The organism is Hansschlegelia plantiphila (genome assembly GCF_027922265.1).
Lineage (GTDB): Bacteria > Pseudomonadota > Alphaproteobacteria > Rhizobiales > Methylopilaceae > Methylopila > Methylopila plantiphila.
On record NZ_BSFI01000007.1, the window covers coordinates 228,017 to 246,353 of the forward strand.

Sequence of the window (18,337 nt, forward strand, 5' to 3'; positions counted from 1 at the left end):
AGCCCCGTAGATGCCGCGCGAGAGCTGGAGCCTGCCGCCCGATCTGCCTGAGCGCGGCGTCGTCGTGGTGTCCGACCGCTATCCGCCGGACGCCGCCGGGGGCGCCGAGCTCAGCCTGCATCTGCTGCTGCGCGAGCCGCTGCTGCGCGACGGGGCGCTGGTCGTCACCTTCGACCGCGCGCTGTGGACGCCCGAGCGCAGACGCCTCGACGGCGTCGAGATCGTCGCGCTGCCGGCGCCCGCCGCATGGCCGCTGCATCGCATGTCGCAGGCGCGCGTCGACCGGCTGAAGCGTCTGCCGTTCCGGCTGAAATGGGCGACGTTCTGGGCGCAGGCGGCCCTCGGCGCGCTGCGGGCCCCGGCGATGCATCTGCCGGCGCTCGCGCTCCGCATCGCCGGGGCGCCGCCGGGCGGCGTGCGGATGGATCACGCGACCACGCCCGAGTCTCCCGCGCCCGCGGCCGTCAGGGCTGTCGTCGAGCGGGCGCGGGCGCGTCTCGTCCACGCCGACAACGCCCGCGCGATCATGACGGCGGCCGAGGCGCTGAAGGGAAGCGGCGTGCCGCTCCTGGCCGTCGTGCGCGACCATCGCTTCACCAGCGCGCGCTTCGATCAGACCGACGCGCCTCCGCCGGCCGCGGGCTGGCGCGACCGGCTGGCCGCCGGGATCGCCGACAAGGCGCTCGCCTATCGCCAGCGGGCGCTCCGGGCGGCGGCGGTCGTGGTCGCGACCAGCCGGCATCTGGAGGAGACGCTGCAGGGAATCGTTCAGCCTGCGCGCCTGACGCGGGCCGGGCTCGTGCCCGTGGAGCCGGCGCCCGCCGCGGCGCCGCGCGACCCGAGATCGGGCTTCCGGATCCTCGTCGTCGGATCGCTCACCGCCAACAAGGGGCAGGTTCATCTGCTGGAGAACTGGTCCAGGCTTGCGGCGCTGATCCCCGGCGTCGAGATCGACGTCGCGGGCGACGGGCCGGACCGCGACCGGCTGGCCGCGATGATCGAGGCCGACGGCGCAGGCGCGCTGGCGCGTCTGCATGGCCGGCTGTCGCCGGAGGCGCTGGGCCGGCTCTACGCGACCTGCGACGTCGTCGCGCTGCCGACGCTGTGGCGCGAGCCGTTCGGCCGCGTGCCGCTGGAGGCGGGCGCAGCCGGCCGGCCGGTCGTGGCCTACGCCTCGGGAGGCCTCGCCGAGACCGTGGTCGACGGCGTCACCGGGCGGCTTGTCGCGACCGGAGACGTCGAGGCCTTCATAGCCGCGCTCGCCGCGCTCGCAGCCGACGAGGCGAAGCGACGCGCGATGGGCGAGGAGGGCCGCCGCCTGGCCTCGGCGCGGGCGGCGGACAGGCTGGCGGAGATGCTGGAGCGACTCTGGGCGAAGGCCGGCGAAGGTTCTTCGGACCGATCGGGACAGGCGTAGCGCGCGCGTCGGGGCCTTCGCCTCACCTCGGCATGCGCCCGATATTCCCAATCGCATCGCGCGAAGCCCCCGCGCCGGTGTAATGACATCGCATGTCCGCCCCCGCCGACCTCGTCGTGGTCTCCTCGCCGCTGCAGTGCATGAACGCCGTCGAGCATCGCGCGCGGACAGGAGGGCTCGCGGACGTCGTGCTGATCGGCGACCGGGCGGGCGGCGGCGCGGCGGCGCTCGACGTGCTCAAGCGGCGCCCGGGCCTGTGGCGGCGCATCCTCTCTCACCCGCGCCGGCCGCAGCCCTCCCGCCTGCTGCCGCTGTTCGCGCGCGACCTGCTGGACGCCGGCCACCGCGCCAGCCTCGAACGGCTCGCGAGCACGCTCGGGCCGCGGCGCACGCTGGTGTTCGGCGATTACCGCAACGTCTCGCAGCGCGTGATGGTCGAGCGCGTCCCGCATGACGAGCTCGTTCTGGTCGACGACGGCTCGGTCGCGCCCCAGGTCGCGGCCGCGCGCGCCGGACGACCGCAGGCGGCCGATGCGGCGCGGTTCCAGCCCGGCTGGTTCCGGACCGGGCTCGGCCGGTCGGCGCTCGGCGAGCGTCCCCCCGCCGCGCCGCCGGCGCTCACCTTCTTCACGATCTACGGAACGCTGATGGAGGGCGTTCTCGCCCCTTCCGACCGCGTCGTGGCTCACGCCTACGAGGCATGGCGGACGGGCGAGCGCGAGATCGCCCGCGGCGACGCCGTCTGGACGCTCGGCTCCAACCATGTCGAGGCCGGGATCTGCTCCGAGGAGGCCTACCGGTCGCTGGTGCTCGGCGGCGTCGCGGCGCTTCGAGGCGAGGGGCGAAGCGGGCCGTTCCTTTACCGGCCGCATCGCGGCGAGAACGCGGCCCGCGCCGCGCGGCTCGCAGCCGAGGCAGGCATGACGCTCGCGCCGGCCGGCCCGCCGGTCGAACTCGCCTTCCTCGACGCCGATCCGCGTCCGTCCGTCGCGATGGTGATCGCCTCCACCGCCGCGGATACGCTGAGCGTGATCGATCCCGGTCTCGAGATCGTGCGTCTTGCGCCGCCGGAGGGCTATCTTCGCCGCCAGCGCGACCACATCCTCGCCGTGATGGAAGGGCACGACGCGTTCAATCGGCGACTGCGCGTGATCCGTCCGCAAGCTTCGAGTCCGGCATGACGATGGAGACCCCTGAGCCAAAGCCCTCAGGCCGCTTCGCCGGCCGCCGGGTGCTTGCGCTCGGGACATTCGACAGCTTCGTGAAGACCGCCGCCGCCATCGGACGCCTGTTCGAGGCGGAGGGCGCGAGCATGCGGATCGCGGCTCTCGCCGCCGACGCCGGCCAGCTCTCGGCGCGGCAGTTGCGGGCGGGCGGCGTGCACGAAAGCGTTCCGGTGCTCGCCGCCGAGACGCTGGTCTCCGCGCGCCTGTTCCGGGACGCGCAGATCGTGATCGCCGTCGTGGACGGCGGCCGCGCGCGCGAACTGTTCCTCGCGATGGCGGCGGCCGACTTCAGCCGCGAGCCGTCGCGGCCGATCGTGGTGGTCGCCTCGCCCGGCGTCGTGCTGGCCGATCACCTCGCGGGCTTCATGAGCCGGGCGCCGGCCGACATCCTCTGCTTCAACACCCCGGCGGACCGCGCGCTCTACGAGGCGGCCGCCGCCGAGATCGGCGTCGACGCCACCAACGCCATCGTCACCGGACTTCTGGGCCTCGACCGGCGGCCGCGGCCGGAGCCGACCGGCCGCCCGTCGATCGTGTTCTTCGAGCAGCCGGTCATTCCTTCGCGGCGGATGCAGCGGACGCATCTGCTCTCCGGGCTTATCGACGTCGCGAAGCGCTTTCCGGACGCCGACGTGCTGGTGAAGCTGCGCCACGCCCGCGACGAGCGCGCCCATCACGCCGCGCGTTTCCATCTCGACGATCTGGCGCGCGAACTGTTCGCACGCGGCGGCCGGCCTGCGAACCTCAGCTTCACGCATGAGCCCGCGCATGAACTGATCGAGCGCGCGTCGGTGGTCGCGACCGTGAGCTCGACGGTCGCGATCGAGGCGATGGCGCGCGGCGTCCCCACCCGGATCGTCTCGGATTTCGGCGTCTCGGAAATCCTCGGCACCACCTATTTCGTCGGCTCCGGCTGCCTTGCGCCGATCGCGGCGCTCCGGCCGGATCTGGCCGCCCAGGTGAACCCCGGCTGGCTGGCAGGCTCCGGCGCCGCCGCCGCTCCCGAAGCGCTCCTGTCGCAATGCGCAAGCCTGCTCGACGGCCAGGACAGGCTGGAGGCGGCGCTTCCGCTCCGCGCTCTGATCCCGGCTTACGGTTCGGACGCCTGGCTGAACTTTGCGCTCGGCCGCGGGGGCGCCGTGGCGCTCCATGCTCCCCATCTCGCCGAAAAGCCGCGCCGGCTCGGCTTCATCGCGGCGGTCGCCAGCCGGTTGCGGCAGGCGCGCCGGTTTACGCCGCGCGGGTGACGCACGCCGGGCGGGTAGGAATCGGGCCGTCCGCGGGTTAGCTTGCGCTGCGGGCATAATGGCTCGGCGCGTGATCGCCGAGGGTTGCGGAGTTGGTGCGGATGGTCAGAGTAATCGCCGAAATCGGCTGTAACCATATGGGAAAGCTCGATATCGCAAAGCGGATGATCTCGGTCGCCGCGGACGAGTGCAAGGCGGACGTCGCGAAGTTCCAGAAGCGGAACAACCGTGAATTGCTAACGCCGAAGCAGTATGGCGAGCCCCATCCGAACCCCGCCAACGCCTATGGCGACAGCTACGGCGCCCATCGTGAGGCGCTCGAGTTCACCATCGAGCAGCACGCCGAGCTGAAGGCGTTCTGCGAGGAGCGCGGCGTCGTCTACGCGACCTCGGTGTGGGACCTGACCTCGGCGCGCGAAATCGCGGCGCTCGATCCGCATTTCATCAAGGTGCCGTCGGCCACCAACCTGAATTTCGAGCTGCAGGGCTGGCTCTGCGAGAACTATTCCGGCGAGATCCACGTCTCGACCGGCATGACGACGCGCGACGAGATCGAGAGCATCGTCAGCTTCTACGAGGAGCGCGACCGCGAGGACGACCTCGTGCTGTATTCCTGCACGTCCGGCTATCCCGTGGCTTTCGAGGACCTGTGCCTGAAGGAGGTGTCGCGCCTCAAGGAAGCCTATGGCGGCCGCGTCAAGCAGATCGGATTCTCTGGGCACCATCTCGGCATCGCGGCCGACATCGCGGCGCTCACTCTGGGCGCCGCATGGATCGAGCGTCACTTCACGCTCGACCGGACATGGAAAGGCACCGACCACGCCGCCTCGCTGGAGCCCGACGGCCTGCGCCGGCTGAGCCGCGACCTGCGCAACGTCGAGACCGCCCTGTCCTACAAGCGCAAGGACGTGCTCGACGTCGAGGACGAGCAGCGCAAGAAGCTGAAATGGCAGCCCGGCCTGCGCGCCGTGGGGTGAGGGGGCCGAGGGCCCTCCGCGGCGCCCAGACGATCTCCAGCGTTCCCCCGACGCGTCTTGCTCCCCGCGCGCGCCCATGCGACACGGCCGAAATCATGTGGCCCAGCGTGGGAGCGGTCGTCAGTTGAAACGGGTGGCGGTCATTCCCGCGCGCGGGGGCTCCAAGGGCTTGCCGCGCAAGAACCTTCGTCTGCTCGGCGGCGTCCCGCTGGTCGCGCGCACCGTCGCCGCGGCGCGGGCCGCTGCGACGATCGATGCGGTCTATGTCTCGACCGACGATCCGGAGATCGCGGCCGCGGCGCGGGCCGCGGGCGCCGGGACGATCGACCGGCCGGAGGAGATCGCCGGCGATGCGTCCTCTTCCGAGAGCGCGCTCGTCCACGCCCTCGGCATGATCGAGGCGGAGGGCGAGTCGGTCGGCGTGCTCGTCTTCCTGCAATGCACCTCGCCCTTCACGACGCCCGCCGAAATCGACGCCTGCGTCGCGGCGCTCGGGCGTGAAGGGGCCGCCTGCGCCTTCACCGTCGCGCCCGACCACGGTTTCCTCTGGGGCGTCGGCGCGGACGGCGCGGCCTTCGGCGTCAACCACGACCATACGGCTCCGCGCAGGCGGCGGCAGGACCTCGAGCCGCGCTATCGCGAGACCGGCGCGGTCTACGCGATGGACGCGCTCGCCTTCCGCGCCGCCGGCTCGCGGTTCTGCGGAAAGACGATCCTCGTGCCGGTCGACGGGCCAACGATCGAGATCGACAGCGCGGCCGACCTCGCGCTCGCCGAGGCGATGCTGGTGGTCCGCGCCGATGCGCGCCCGCCGATTCCCAGCGGCCTGAAGGCGCTGGTGATGGATTTCGACGGCGTGTTCACGGACGATCGCGTGCTCGTCGATCAGGACGGCCGCGAGGCCGTGTTCGCCAGCCGCTCGGACGGCATGGGCCTCGACCGCCTCGCCAGGTTGACGGACATCAAGCTGCTGATCCTGTCCAAGGAGCCGAACCCGGTCGTCTCGGCGCGCGGGCGAAAGCTCAAGATCGAGGTGCGGCAGGGGATCGACGACAAGCTGCCGGAGCTCGACCGCTGGCTGGCGGAGCACGGCTTCGGCCGCGGCGAGGCCGCCTATATCGGCAACGACGTCAACGATCTGGCCTGCATGCGCGCGGTCGGCTTTCCTGTCGCGCCGGCCGACGCCCGGCCCGAGGCGCTCGCCGCCGCGCGCTACGTGACGAAGGCGGATGGCGGCAAGGGCGCGCTGCGCGAACTGTGCGAGGCGCTGATACTCGCCGCAGGCTAGCCGCTAGGCCGGAAACTCGCCGACGACCCGCCGGCGCAGCCGTTTGTAGGCGCCGTAGAGCCCGAAGCGGCGGGCGGCGCGGGCGGCGCGGCCCTCGCGGGTGCGCCAGGCCTCGTCGATAGCGCGCTGCCGGTCGGAGCGCTCGATCGCCGAGCCGAGACGGCCGATCGCCGCGCGGGCGGCGGCGCAATCGCCGGCCGCCCAGGCGGCCTCCGTCTCGTTCCGCGAGGCGATGATGGTCCTGGCGAACGCCGATGACGGCGCCGCGCCATGGGCGGCCTCCTCGAACATGTAGAGGGCGTTCGGCAGCGGGACGGACGGGTCGAAGGCTTCGAGCCGGTCGATCAGCGCATCAGGGGAATGCTGGTCGCCATAGCCGACGCGGTCGAGCCACTGCGGGTCGGGCGCGCGGCGCGGCGCGGCGTCGAGCGAGGCGAGTTCGCCCAGCTTCACGCTGAGCCCGCTGCCGAACACGACATGGGCGCCGTGCGCGTTGCGGACGCCGAAATCCGCGACCAGCAGGCTCGGCACGCCATTGTCGAGCGCGTCGAACAGCGCGGTCGAGGAGATCGTGCCGAACAGGTCGGCGCGCGGCAGCAGATCGTCAAGCGGCTCATAGGAGACGAAGAGGTTCGCCGGCCGGTCGGGCAGCTTCGCGACCAGCTTCTCGACATGGCGGGTCTGGTCGTGGAAGGTCTGCTCCTCCGGGCGCACGCGCGCCTTGATCGCGACGTCCCATCCCGGGCTCGCGGCGGCGAGCCGCGCGAGCGCCGTGACCAGCTCGAACCGCCGTCTGGGATCGGCGGGCGCAGCGACCTGCTCGGCGAACACGAACAGCCTGCGGCCCGGCCCCGGCTGCGGCTTCATCGGCTGCGGCGCGGCGTCGGTCCGGCGCCTCAGGCCGGTGACGACCACCGGTTGTCCGGAAAATTCCGTGGTCGTGACGAAATGCGAGAACGCCTCGCGGTCGCGCGGCCCGTTGAGGCAGATCTGGTCGAAGCCGAGACGCCAGGCGACGCCTTCCTCGAACCGGTTGAGCACCAGCCCGTTGAAGCCGCAGAACAGCGCAGGCCGCGGGCGCCCGAGCACGCGGGCGGCCAGCTCCGCGGCATGGCGGAAGAGCGCGACCCGGCTGCCGGTCGCATAGACCCCGATGGCGTCGCAGCCGAGCGCGTCCTCCTGGACGGCGAGCGCGCCGAGCGAGCGCTCGATGATCTCGAACCGGCCGGAAAGCCGCTCGCGAACCGCGCCGCCCATCCGTCCGGCGTCGATCGCGAAACCGACGCGCCAGCCGCGTGCGGCGAAGGACAGCGCGAGCGGTAGCGCGCCGAAGACCTGACTGTCGAGGTCGCATGCGAACAGAACGCGGCGTTGTTTCATCGAGACGTCATCGATCCGTCGCGCGGGCGGCGTGAATTTTGCCTGTCGATAAAGGCAACGATCATAGGCGTGCAGGCGTTTAACGGCCGTATGCGCGTCCCCGCTTCCGCTCCAGATTCAGGCGTCACATCATGCCCCTCGTCCCGCCGGCCGCCCGAGCGATCCAGCGACGGTCCTCATGAAGGTCCGCGTGGGTTTCGAGATCGCCTACACGTTCCAACAGACCACCCCCTTGCTCGCGATGCTGAACATACATCCGAGCCGGGAGAAGGACCTGATCGTCTCGGACCGAATTACGGTTGAACCTCACGTTCCGATCTCCGTCTATCTCGACGGTTTCGGCAATATCTGCAGCCGCATGACCGCGCCGGCCGGCGATTTCACCCTGAGGACCAACGCGCTTGTCGCCGACAGCGGCGAGCCTGACCTTTACGCGCCGGACGCCGTCCAGATCGCCGTCGAGGACCTCCCCGACGACACGCTCGTCTACCTCCTCGGCAGCCGCTACTGCGAAACCGATCGGCTGAGCGAGACCGCATGGAGCCTGTTCGGCAATACGGCGCCGGGATGGAGCCGCGTTCAGGCGATCGTCGACTACGTTCATCACCGCATCAATTTCGGCTACCGCTTCGCGCGGCCGACGAAGTCCGCCTACGAGGCTTATGAGGAGCAGCAGGGCGTCTGCCGCGATTTCGCGCATCTTGCGGTCACGCTCTGCCGCTGCATGAACATTCCGGCGCGCTACGCCACCGGCTATCTCGGCGACATCGGCGTGCCGAAGGACCCGGCTCCGATGGATTTCAGCGCCTGGATGGAGGTCTATCTCGGCGGCCGCTGGTACACCTTCGACGCCCGCCACAACAAGCCCCGCATCGCCCGCATCGTCATGGGCCGCGGCCGCGACGCCTCCGACGTCGCGCTGACCAACGTGTTCGGCCCGAGCTACCTCAAGACGTTCAACGTCTGGACCGACGAGGTGGTGGAGTGACGGCGGCCCCGCCCGAAGGCGCCGGCCGCCGCGACGTCTCGCGCGCAGCCAGCCGCTGAGGGCCGGGGCGTCGGACGCTAGCGCCTCGACAGAGCGACCAGAACGAGCCCGAAGATCGCCAGCGCGGCGCCGTAATAGGCCCATTCGCTCTGGTTGATCATGAAGCTTTCGCTCGGCCAGGCGATATAGCCGGCGCCCTGGCCGATCCAGAGGCCGCCGATCGCAAGGGACAGGACGCCGACGATCAGGAGAAGCGCTTTCATCATGTGATTCCTCTTGGTCGCCCGGATCGGCGACTGCTTCTGGGCGCTATAACGGCGCCCGTCATATGGCGCGCTTGATATGACGCCGCAGCGTCATTGCGGGCGCCGGTCTCGCGGACCGCGATCCGGCGCACGGGAACATGACCGCGGGCCGCGGAGTTCTCCCAGCAAGATCCTCGGACTGACGATTGCGCCTCGAGACAATTCTCGCGTGCTCGTGCAGCCGAACATCCAGCGAGGAGAACCGCATGACCCGGACGGTCGGCGACTATTTCTGGGACCGCCTCAAGGCCTGGGGCGTGACCCGCGTGTTCGGTTATCCGGGCGACGGCGTGAACGGTCTGCTGGGCGCTCTCAACCGCCGGGACGGCGACATCAAGTTCGTCCAGACGCGCCATGAGGAGATGGCGGCCTTCATGGCCTCGGCTCACGCCAAGTTCACGGGAGAGCTTGGCGTCTGCCTCGCGACCTCGGGGCCTGGGGCGTCCCACCTTCTCACCGGGCTCTATGACGCAGCCGCCGACCATATGCCGGTGCTCGCGATCGCCGGCCAGCAGGCGCGCACCGCGCTCGGGTCGCACTACCAGCAGGAGATCGATCTCAAGGCGATGTTCAAGGACGTCGCCGGCGCGTTCTGCGAGCAGGCGAACGTGCCGAGCCAGGTCCGCCACCTGATCGATCGGGCGGCCCGCATCGCGATCGGCGAGCGCGCGGTGACGGCTTTGATCTTCCCGAACGACCTGCAGGATCTTCCCTATGAAGAGCCGCCTCGCCTCCACGGTTCGGTGTTCTCGGGCGTCGGCTACGCAAAGCCGAAGGTCACGCCCTATGAGCGGGACCTGAAGCGCGCCGCCGCCGTGCTGAACGAGGGCTCGCGGGTCGCCATCCTGGTCGGGGCCGGCGCTCTCGGCGCCACCGACGAGGTGATCGAAATCGCGGAGCGCCTGGGCGCAGGCGTCGCCAAGGCGCTGCTCGGCAAGGCCGCGCTGCCGGACGACCTGCCTTTCGTCACCGGCTCGATCGGCCTGCTCGGGACGCCGGCGAGCTCCGAGATGATGGAGGCCTGCGACACGCTGCTCATGATCGGCACGGGCTTTCCCTATTCGGAGTTCCTGCCTGAGCCGGGCCAGGCGCGCGCGGTCCAGATCGACCTCAAGCCGGGCATGCTGTCGCTGCGCTATCCGGTCGAAGTCCCGCTCGTCGGCGACGCCGCGGAGACGCTCGCGGCGCTCCTGCCGCTGATCGAGCCGAAGGACCGCGGCTCGTGGCGGCGGAAGGTCGAGAAGAGCGTCGAGAAATCCTGGAGGACGATGGAGAAGCGGGCGATGGTCTCCGCCGAGCCCGTCAATCCGCAGCGCGTGTTCTGGGAGCTCAGCCCGCGGCTGCCCGAGCGCGCGATCCTGACCTCCGACAGCGGCTCCTGCGCGAACTGGTACGCGCGCGACCTCAAGATCCGCCGCGGCATGAAAGCCTCGCTGTCGGGCGGCCTCGCGTCCATGGGCGCCGCCGTGCCTTACGCGATCGCCGCGAAATTCGCGTATCCGGACCGTCCCGTCATCGCGCTGGTCGGCGACGGCGCCATGCAGATGAACAACATGGCCGAGCTCATCACGATCCAGAAATACTGGCGCGAATGGGCGACCCCGAACCTCGTGGTGATGGTGCTGAACAACGAGGACCTGAACCAGGTCACCTGGGAGCAGCGTGCGATGGAGGGCGATCCGAAATTCGAGACCTCCCAGGCGCTTCCCAACGTGCCCTATCACCGTTTCGCCGAACTGATCGGCCTGAAGGGTTTGTATGTCGACGATCCGGACAGGCTGGGCGAGGCGTGGGACGACGCGCTGTCGGCCGACCGCCCGGTGGTGCTCGAGGTCAAGACCGACCCCAACGTCCCGCCGATGCCGCCACACCTTACGCTCAGCCAGATCCGCGCCTTCATGACCTCGTGGCCGCGCGATCCGGAGCGCGGCGGCGTCTTGCGCAACACCGCGAAGGCGGCGCTCAGCGTGCTGACGCCGGGATAGGCGGCGAAAGAGGAGGGCGCAGCCATGGCTTCACCGAAGCAGAGCCACGCGAAAAGCGGGGAGAAATGGTCCCAGGAGGTGACGGAGACCAGCGACGCTCTCGATCTCGAAGAGGGCGTTTTCACCAAGGACGACCCGGCCGAGATCGCCGGATCGCTGAAGCGTTCGGCGGAGAAGAGCGACCGCCGGAAATCCGATCCTTACCGCTCGGCGATCTCGATGCTGACGTTCCACATCAACCGCTCGGGCAAGAATCTCGACGCAGGGCGGCGCAAGACGCTCGAAGCCGCCAAGGATGAACTGCGCAAGCTGTTCGGAAGGGAGGAATAAGCGCGGCGCTTTAGCAGGGCCATCGGCCCTCGGTTGATCGGGCGGCCTCCGGTCACCAGATCATTCGCCGAAGAACATCTTCTGTTTGTATCGGCGGCTCGAGGAGGCCGACATGGCGAATCCTGCAATCACCACAGGCCTTGTCGCCATAGGCATGGGACTCCTGTTCGGAGCGCTTCGCGCGACGCTTCGACAGGTCGGTCAGCCTCACCAGGCGGCGCAATCCGAGAGGCGCCTTCTGACGGATCTCGCCAGGGACAGCGTCCTGTGCGGCGGCATCGTCCTCGCCGTCATCGCGGCCGGCGAGTCGCTCGCGGCGTTCGTCCTGGCGCATTGAGGACGGCGGCCGGCCGGCTTAGGCCTCAGCGGTCTTGGTCGGGCGGCCTTTCGGCTTCGGCTTCATGGCGGCCTTCGCGTCGGCTTTCTCCTTCTCCAACCGCGCGAGCCGCAGCCTTGCGGTCTTGGCGTCTCGGGCGGCGGTCTCACGATCGATGATCTCGCGCGCAGAGCGCGTCGTCTCATCGGCTTTCGAAGCCGCGAACAGTTTGCCGGTACGGCCAATGGCTTGATCGGACATCGGCTCTCCTTTGCATGACGCGGAGCCGGATCGGCCCCACGGGCAAACACCTTAGCATTACATTGCCCAGTCCGCCTTCCCCGCGCCGGTCGCCGCCCTCGAAGAAGGCCGCATCCCCTCCGGAAGCCGGGCGCGGACGCGCTTCAGGCCAAGCCGCTCCAAGAGCGCCGGCGCTTCCGGTCGCTCACTTGCCGCCGGTGACGTCGAGGACCGTGTTGGTGATGAAGGAGGCCTCGGCGCTCGCCAGCCAGAGGATCGCCTGCGCGACCTCCTCAGGTTGGCCGCCTCTTCCCATGGGGATCGCGTCCTTGACGCGATCCACCCGTCCCGGCTCTCCGCCGCTGGCGTGCATCTCAGTGTAGATGTGCCCAGGGCGAATGCAGGCGACGCGTATCCCCTCCCGCGCGACCTCCTTGGCGAAGCCGGTGGAGAATGTCTCAAGCGCGCCCTTCGAGGCGGCGTAGTCGACATATTCGTTCGGACTGCCGAGCCGGGCCGACGCCGATGAGATGTTGATCACGACGCCGCCCCGCCCGTTGTGACGATACGACATGCGCTTCGCCGCCTGCTGCGCGCAGAGGATCGGGCCGATCGCGTTGACCGCGAAGATCCGCTGCATCCGCTCGAATCCGAGATCCTCCAGCCGCGACTGCCGCCCGATTATCGCGGCGTTGTTCACCAGCACATCGATCCGGCCGAAGGTCGCGTCGATCGCGGCGAAGAGCTGGGCGACCTGCTCGGGATCCGCGCTGTCCGCGCGCACGGGCAGGGCCCGACGCCCTAAAGCCTCGACATCGGCCGCCACCTCAAGGGCGGCGGACTCGTTCGAGACGAAGCTGATCGCCACATCATAGCCTCGTGCGGCGGCGAGCCGCGCCGTCGCTGCGCCTACGCCGCGGCTTCCGCCTGTGATCAGGATCAGCGGCGCCTGAGAGATCGTTTCCATTTGGCGAACCTTCATGTGGCGCTCAGCGCGACAAGTGCGGCGCGAGCAGGACCGCGAACGGCAGCGTGAGCAGCGCCGTCGCCGCCGCCCCGGCCATCCCCCAGGCCCAGCCGCCGGCGTCGCCGACGACGCCATAGAGGACGGGGGCGAGCGCGCCGGAGCCGATGACGGCGGTGTAGAAGATCGCGAAGGCGTTCTCCACGCGGCCGGCCGGAGCAATCTCGGGGACGGTGCCGTAGAGGACCGTCGATGTGCCGTTCAGCGCGACGCCGACCGCCGGCAGGAGCGCGAGCGCCGGAACCAGGGGCAACGTCATGGATCCGAGGATCAGGACGACGGTGGCGCCTTCGGTCAGCAGAACGGTGCGCAGAACGCCGAGGCGCTCGCCCAGCCAGCCGCAGGCGAACTTGCCGGCCGCGCCGCCGACGAACACCGCGGCGAAAGCGCCGCCAATGGTGGGAAGCGTCGCGCCTTTCGACTGAAGCATGAACGGCAGGAACGTCAGGAAGCCCATGCGGGCGGCCGTATCCAAGCCGCCGATGGCGCAAAGCAGCGGGAAGCCGCCCCGGCGTCCGACGTCGCTTCTGCTGCGCTCCGGAGCCGCCGTCTCCGCTCTGCGAATCGCCGGCATGAACGCCACCGCCGCGGCGGCCACCAGTCCGAGTGCAGCCAACACCAAAAGCGCGCTTCGCCAGGACGTCAGCGTCAGAAGCACGGAGGTCAGAGCCGGCAGCGCCGCCTTTCCGAGGTCGCCGCTGAAATTGTATGTCCCGATCGGGCCTCGCGCGGCCTTGCCGAAAGCCCGCGACACCGCCGCCGACGCGATCGGATGCTGGGTGCTCGATCCGGCGCCGGACACGGCGAGGCTTGCGCAGAGACCGATGAAGCCGCCCGAGAACCCGGCGAAAACATATCCGAGAACAGCGAGCGCCGTCCCCGCCGCGAGGATCGCGCGCCCGTCCATTCGCTCCGCCAGACGTCCCGACGGCACCTGCAGCGCAGCCATCGCGCCGGCGTAGACGCCGCGAAGGAGCGCGAGCAGGCTGTAGCTCAGGCCAAACTCCGCCTGCCAGATCGGCAGGAGCACGTAGATGAGGTCCGTGTATCCGTCATGCAGGGCGTGCACGAGGCTGGTGATGGCCAGCGTGCGGTTGGCGCCTGCTCGGCCGGACACATCAGCGGAAATCGAATGGGCCAACGACATGGGAGTCCAGTGCGAGAGGTTTCGTCACACATCGCCTGGGTGGATCGCTCTGACAAACGACTTATCCTGACATGATCTGTGAGGAAAACTGATGCGAACGGATCGCCGGCTCCCCCCGTTGAACGCCCTGCGAGTCTTCGAGGCCGCCGCCCGGAACCAGAGCTTCACCCGCGCGGCGGAGGAGCTTCATCTCACGCACGGCGCGATCAGCCGACAGGTCCGCGCACTGGAGGACTGGTTCGGTCGGGCGCTGTTCATACGCACCAACCGACGCGTCACGCTGACGGAGAGCGGCGCGGCCTATCTCGCAGAAATCGGAGCGGCCTTCGATCGGATCTCGGCGGCGACCGCGCGGCATCTAGAGCAGGGTCCGGGTCGGCTGCTGCGCGTGAACGCCCTGGCGACCTTCACGCTTCGCTGGCTTATCCCGCGTCTATCGGCGTTTCAGCTGGCGCATCCCAACGTCGAGGTTCGACTGACGACATCGAACGCGCCGCTCCACGATCTGCACGATCCCTATGATGTCGCCATCCGCGGCGGCCCGGAGCAGATCCATGGCCACGTCGCGCAGCTTTTCCTGCCGGAAACGCGCATCCCGGTTTGCAGTCCGCGGCTGCTGCAGCGTCTTGCGTTGACCGCGCCCGAGGATCTCGCGCGCCACACCCTGTTGCACGCAGCCACGCTGCCCGGCGTCTGGCCGCAATGGCTCGTCGCAGCAAGAGTGCCGAACCTGGCGCCCGCAGGTTCGGTGACGTTCGAGCATTTTTACCTGACGCTGCAGGCGGCTCTCGACGGGGTAGGGATCGCCATGGGGCCGACGGCGCTCGTTGCGGACGACGTGAAGGCCGGCCGTCTCGTCATGCCGTTCGAAGGGCCCGCGCTCGCGGCCCGAAGCTACTTCACTTACGTCCCCGACGCTCGCGCCGATGATCCCGCCGTCCAGGCGTTCTGCAGCTGGCTTCGCCGACCCGACAGGCGATCGGACTGACCGCTGGCCCGTCGCCTCAACGGTCATGCCGGCAGGCCATGCGCCCGACAGCCGTTTTTTCGTGCGCGTCCGGCGCGCGCCCGGTAAGACCTGACGATCAGATGTCGCAGAAAACCATGAAGCATCCTGGGCATAGATTCTCGGTCGCGCCGATGATGGACTGGACCGACCGGCAGTGCCGGCTGTTCCATCGGGCGCTGAGCGGGCGGGCGCAGCTCTACACCGAGATGGTGACGACCGGGGCCGTGCGCTTCGGGCCGCGCGAGCGGCTGCTGGGGTTCTACGACGAAGAACATCCCGTCGCGGTCCAGCTCGGCGGGTCGGAGCCGGGCGAACTCGCCGAAGCCGCGCGGATCGTCGAGGGCGTTGGCTATGACGAGATCAACCTCAATGTCGGATGCCCCTCCGACCGCGTGCAGGACGGCCGGTTCGGCGCCTGCCTGATGGCGGAGCCAGACCGGGTCGCCGATTGCGTGGCCGCGATGAAGGCCGCGGTCGCGATCCCCGTGACGGTGAAGTGCCGGATCGGGATCGACGACCAGGATCCGGAAGAGGCGCTCGACCGTCTGGCCGACGCTGTGGTCGCGGCCGGGGTCGACGCGCTGGTGGTGCACGCCCGCAAGGCCTGGCTCAAGGGCTTGAGCCCGAAGGAGAACCGCGAGGTTCCGCCGCTCGATTACAGCCGGGTCTTCCGTCTGAAGCGACGCTTTCCCGATCTGCCGGTCTCGATCAACGGCGGCGTTGCGACGCTGGACGAGGCGCTCGCGCTGCTCGAGCCGCGCGACGGGGCGGCGCTCGACGGCGTCATGCTTGGCCGCGCGGCCTACCAGAACCCGGAGCTGCTGCTCGGCGTCGACCGCGCCGTGTTCGGGGTCGCTCCCCCGCACGAGACGGCGCGCGAGGCGGCGGAAAGCCTGTTCCCCGCGATCGAGGCGCATCTCGCACGCGGCGGCCGCCTGTCGAACTTCACGCGCCACATGCTCGGCCTGTTCCCGGGACGGCCGGGCGCGCGCGCTTACCGCAGGCTGCTGAGCGAAGAGGCGCCGAAGGCTGGCGCGACGGTCGACGTGCTTCGCCGCGCGCTCGACCTCGTCGACGACCACGCGCTCGCGAACGAAGCGGCGTGACCGGGCTTCTCGGCTCGACGCCGGTCAGCGAGATCGTCGAACTGGCGCTCGGGCTGCTGGCGGCGGGCGTCGTCACCGGCGTGCTCGCCGGCCTGTTCGGCGTCGGCGGCGGCGCCGTCATCGTGCCGGTGCTGGCCGAGCTGTTCCACCACATCGGCGTCGCCGACGACGTCGAGATGCAGCTTGCCGTCGGCACGTCGCTCGCGATCATCATCCCGACCTCGATCCGCTCGTTCCGGTCCCATCAATTGCGGGGTTCGGTGGATGAGGTCGCGCTGAAAGCCTGGATCGTCCCGGTGATCATCGGAGCCGTCCTCGGCGGGGGCGTCGCCGGCTATGTCGGCTCCGACGCGCTGAAGGTCGTGTTCGCGGTCTTCGCGGCGGCGATGTCGGCGAACCTGATCTTCGGCCGCGACGGCAGGCGCATCGCCGACGAGCTTCCCGGGCGCGCCGTCACCGGTCTCTGGGGCTTCGTGATCGCCGTGCTGTCCGCGCTGATCGGCATCGGCGGCGGCACGCTCGGCACGCTGTTCCTGACGCTTTACGGGCGACCGATCCACAAGGCGATCGGCACCTCGGCCGGCCTCGGCGCGCTGATCTCGATCCCGGCGGCGCTGGCCTATGTCGTCGCCGGGTTGCCCCATCTCGACAAGCTGCCGCCGCTCTCGATCGGCTACGTCTCGCTGATCGGCGTCGCGCTGATGGCGCCGGTCTCGGTGCTGTGCGCGCCGATCGGCGTGCGGATCGCGCACGGGCTCTCCAAGCGCAAGCTGACCATCACGTTCGGGATATTTCTGGCGCTGGTCTCCGCGCGCTTCGTCCAGGACCTGCTGACGTGAAGGCCGTTCAGCCCGCGCCGTAGGAATAGGCGAGCGCGACGGCGCAGGCGATGGCGAGCCAGACCGCGATCGCCTTCAGCGCCGCCCCGCCGTTCCCGCGGTAGCGTCGGAACACGCCGGGCCCGATCCAGACGGCGAGGCACAGCATGGCGATCGCCGAGGCCCACCGGCCGTCCGGGAAGGTCCCGAACCCGCCGGCGAGATCCGCCACCACGAAGGTCGCGATCGCCGCCAGCACCACCGCGACGAGAATTTCAGAGATCCGCCTGTTGCTCACGGGCGCAAGCTTTCCGCAGCCGCGGCCCTGCGCGCCGGCAGCAACGCCATCACCCGGTCGCGTTCGTCCGGAGACAGCCGCGACCAGCCGCCGATTTCGGCGAGCGTCCGGAAACAGCCGTCGCACAGGCCGGTCTGCGCGTTCATCACGCAGACGGAGACGCAGGGCGACTGGATCGGTCGGCGGTCGAGCATGGCCGAGACTTGGCGCGGCGGACGGGTGGACGCAAGACGCGATTTCGTGGGGGGAGGGAAGGCGTCAGGCGAACGCGGCAAGCGCGGCGAGAGCCGCGATCTCCGCGAGTTCGGCCGCGGCGCCGCAGACGTCGCCGGTGTAGCCGCCGATCTGGCGGCGGGCGAGGGCGACGACGCCGAGCGCCGCAGCGCCGCCGAACGCCGCCGCCGCCACGCCGCCCGGCACGCCGCCGAAGGCGATGGTGGTCGCAAGCCCGAGCGCGCATCCGATCGCGACCGAACGCGCCTTCGGCCGGGCGGACGCGCCGGCGCCCTCGCCGCGTGCGGGCGCGGAGAGCCGCGTCGGCAGCAAGGCGAGCGGGCGGGACAGCGCGGCGGCCGCGATCAGTGCGAGGACCGCGCTCTCGGGACCAAGCGAGGCGACGAGGCTCGCGACGAGCGCGACGCGGGCCATGAGCGCGAGGCTGAGCGCGGTCGCGCCATAGGCTCCGACGCCGCTGTCGCGCATGATCGCGAGCTTGCGCTCGCGGGTCGCTCCGCCGCCGAAGCCGTCGACGACGTCGGCCAGCCCGTCCTGATGAAGCGCGCCGGAGACCAGCACGCCGGCCGCGACGGCGAAGACGGCGGCCGCCAGGGGCGCGAGGCCGAGCGCGAGGCAGGCGGTGAGAGCGACGCCGGAGAGCGCCCCGATCACCGCGCCCGCAAATGGAGCAAGCGCCGCGACGCCGTCGAAGATCCTGTCCGGCTGACGCGTTCCCCAGCCCGGCGGCACCGGCAGCCGCGTGAAGAACCGCAACGCGTCGCCCGCCGCGTCGAACGGGTTGCCGGCCGCGGCGAAGATCTTCGGGGGGCGCGCGTCGTATGCCATGGTCGGGGATGCTCCTTCGCCATCGTCATGCCCGACTTTCCGGTCGTCCACGACTGTTTCGTCGCGGTCCGTCGATCCGAAAAGCGGAGAGCGGCGGCGGACGCCGGCGGCGCGGCGTCTGGTCCCGCTTGGCGCAGGTCCGTGGTTCCGCTAAGCCGCAAGCCTTGGAAACAC

General features: G+C 70.2%; 20 protein-coding genes. 12 read left to right on the forward strand and 8 right to left on the reverse strand.

The features are described 5' to 3' along the window. Window positions 1–10 precede the first annotated feature (10 nt). From PKE75_RS07410 to PKE75_RS07430, 5 genes are all read left to right on the forward strand, one after another. Entirely contained in the window at window positions 11–1,417 is a 1,407-nt protein-coding gene (locus PKE75_RS07410) for a glycosyltransferase (RefSeq protein ID WP_271168076.1), read from the forward strand. 92 nt (window positions 1,418–1,509) lie between these two features. Continuing rightward, window positions 1,510–2,598: a hypothetical protein gene (locus tag PKE75_RS07415; RefSeq protein ID WP_271168077.1), complete on the forward strand. Its 1,089-nt coding sequence runs from the start codon at window positions 1,510–1,512 to the stop codon at window positions 2,596–2,598. After that, window positions 2,595–3,890 carry a DUF6716 putative glycosyltransferase gene (locus tag PKE75_RS07420; RefSeq protein WP_271168078.1) on the forward strand — a complete coding sequence of 432 codons (1,296 nt, stop codon included), beginning with the start codon at window positions 2,595–2,597 and terminating at the stop codon, window positions 3,888–3,890. Before PKE75_RS07415 ends, PKE75_RS07420 begins: the two co-directional genes overlap by 4 nt. A gap of 137 nt (window positions 3,891–4,027) precedes the next feature. Then, window positions 4,028–4,867, forward strand: coding sequence for an N-acetylneuraminate synthase family protein (locus PKE75_RS07425; protein ID WP_271168079.1), 840 nt, complete (start codon window positions 4,028–4,030; stop codon window positions 4,865–4,867). A 133-nt stretch (window positions 4,868–5,000) separates the two neighbouring features. Next, complete coding sequence (locus PKE75_RS07430) at window positions 5,001–6,155, forward strand: acylneuraminate cytidylyltransferase (protein ID WP_271168526.1); 1,155 nt, start codon at window positions 5,001–5,003, stop codon at window positions 6,153–6,155. Window positions 6,156–6,158: 3 nt separating this feature from the next. On the opposite strand, the gene PKE75_RS07435 is transcribed toward PKE75_RS07430, so the two are convergent. After that, window positions 6,159–7,535, reverse strand: coding sequence for a DUF6716 putative glycosyltransferase (locus PKE75_RS07435; RefSeq protein WP_271168080.1), 1,377 nt, complete (start codon window positions 7,533–7,535; stop codon window positions 6,159–6,161). Window positions 7,536–7,713: 178 nt separating this feature from the next. Between PKE75_RS07435 and PKE75_RS07440 the strand changes: the two genes are divergently transcribed. Next, window positions 7,714–8,523 carry a transglutaminase-like domain-containing protein gene (locus PKE75_RS07440; RefSeq protein WP_271168081.1) on the forward strand — a complete coding sequence of 270 codons (810 nt, stop codon included), beginning with the start codon at window positions 7,714–7,716 and terminating at the stop codon, window positions 8,521–8,523. 77 nt (window positions 8,524–8,600) lie between these two features. Here the strand turns inward: PKE75_RS07440 and PKE75_RS07445 are convergent, their stop codons facing one another. Beyond that, complete coding sequence (locus PKE75_RS07445; protein ID WP_271168082.1) at window positions 8,601–8,786, reverse strand: hypothetical protein; 186 nt, start codon at window positions 8,784–8,786, stop codon at window positions 8,601–8,603. A gap of 248 nt (window positions 8,787–9,034) precedes the next feature. On the opposite strand from PKE75_RS07445, the gene PKE75_RS07450 reads away from it, so the two are divergent. The 3 genes from PKE75_RS07450 (at window position 9,035) to PKE75_RS07460 (ending at window position 11,480) form a co-directional block, all read left to right on the forward strand. Then, window positions 9,035–10,813, forward strand: a complete 1,779-nt coding sequence (locus PKE75_RS07450) for a thiamine pyrophosphate-requiring protein (protein ID WP_271168083.1) — start codon at window positions 9,035–9,037, stop codon at window positions 10,811–10,813. Window positions 10,814–10,837: 24 nt separating this feature from the next. Beyond that, complete coding sequence (locus PKE75_RS07455; protein WP_271168084.1) at window positions 10,838–11,143, forward strand: DUF3175 domain-containing protein; 306 nt, start codon at window positions 10,838–10,840, stop codon at window positions 11,141–11,143. A gap of 112 nt (window positions 11,144–11,255) precedes the next feature. Beyond that, window positions 11,256–11,480, forward strand: coding sequence for a hypothetical protein (locus tag PKE75_RS07460; RefSeq protein ID WP_271168085.1), 225 nt, complete (start codon window positions 11,256–11,258; stop codon window positions 11,478–11,480). An 18-nt stretch (window positions 11,481–11,498) separates the two neighbouring features. Here the strand turns inward: PKE75_RS07460 and PKE75_RS07465 are convergent, their stop codons facing one another. From PKE75_RS07465 to PKE75_RS07475, 3 genes are all read right to left on the reverse strand, one after another. After that, window positions 11,499–11,720, reverse strand: a complete 222-nt coding sequence (locus tag PKE75_RS07465; protein WP_271168086.1) for a hypothetical protein — start codon at window positions 11,718–11,720, stop codon at window positions 11,499–11,501. A 184-nt stretch (window positions 11,721–11,904) separates the two neighbouring features. After that, complete coding sequence (locus tag PKE75_RS07470) at window positions 11,905–12,666, reverse strand: SDR family oxidoreductase (protein ID WP_271168087.1); 762 nt, start codon at window positions 12,664–12,666, stop codon at window positions 11,905–11,907. A 22-nt stretch (window positions 12,667–12,688) separates the two neighbouring features. Further along, window positions 12,689–13,870 carry an MFS transporter gene (locus PKE75_RS07475; protein WP_271168088.1) on the reverse strand — a complete coding sequence of 394 codons (1,182 nt, stop codon included), beginning with the start codon at window positions 13,868–13,870 and terminating at the stop codon, window positions 12,689–12,691. A gap of 91 nt (window positions 13,871–13,961) precedes the next feature. Here PKE75_RS07475 and gcvA point away from each other — a divergent pair, with 91 nt between their 5' ends. From gcvA to PKE75_RS07490, 3 genes are all read left to right on the forward strand, one after another. Then, entirely contained in the window at window positions 13,962–14,858 is an 897-nt protein-coding gene (gene gcvA / locus PKE75_RS07480; protein ID WP_271168089.1) for a transcriptional regulator GcvA, read from the forward strand. A gap of 101 nt (window positions 14,859–14,959) precedes the next feature. Continuing rightward, a complete protein-coding gene (dusA, locus tag PKE75_RS07485; RefSeq protein WP_271168090.1) occupies window positions 14,960–15,985 on the forward strand; it encodes a tRNA dihydrouridine(20/20a) synthase DusA in 1,026 nt (341 codons plus the stop codon). Further along, window positions 15,982–16,824 carry a sulfite exporter TauE/SafE family protein gene (locus PKE75_RS07490; protein ID WP_271168091.1) on the forward strand — a complete coding sequence of 281 codons (843 nt, stop codon included), beginning with the start codon at window positions 15,982–15,984 and terminating at the stop codon, window positions 16,822–16,824. Before dusA ends, PKE75_RS07490 begins: the two co-directional genes overlap by 4 nt. A 7-nt stretch (window positions 16,825–16,831) precedes the next feature. Here PKE75_RS07490 and PKE75_RS07495 read toward each other — a convergent pair whose 3' ends face one another. The 3 genes from PKE75_RS07495 to cobS all read right to left on the reverse strand — a co-directional run bounded on the left by PKE75_RS07495 (window position 16,832) and on the right by cobS (window position 18,163). Further along, window positions 16,832–17,101: a hypothetical protein gene (locus PKE75_RS07495; RefSeq protein WP_271168092.1), complete on the reverse strand. Its 270-nt coding sequence runs from the start codon at window positions 17,099–17,101 to the stop codon at window positions 16,832–16,834. Continuing rightward, window positions 17,098–17,295 (reverse strand): DUF1289 domain-containing protein, encoded by a 198-nt coding sequence (locus PKE75_RS07500; RefSeq protein ID WP_309298805.1) that lies wholly within the window; start codon window positions 17,293–17,295, stop codon window positions 17,098–17,100. The genes PKE75_RS07495 and PKE75_RS07500 overlap by 4 nt, the downstream gene beginning before the upstream one ends. Window positions 17,296–17,359: 64 nt before the next feature. After that, on the reverse strand, window positions 17,360–18,163 hold the full coding sequence (gene cobS / locus PKE75_RS07505; RefSeq protein WP_271168093.1) for an adenosylcobinamide-GDP ribazoletransferase: 804 nt from the start codon (window positions 18,161–18,163) through the stop codon (window positions 17,360–17,362). Window positions 18,164–18,337 lie beyond the last annotated feature (174 nt).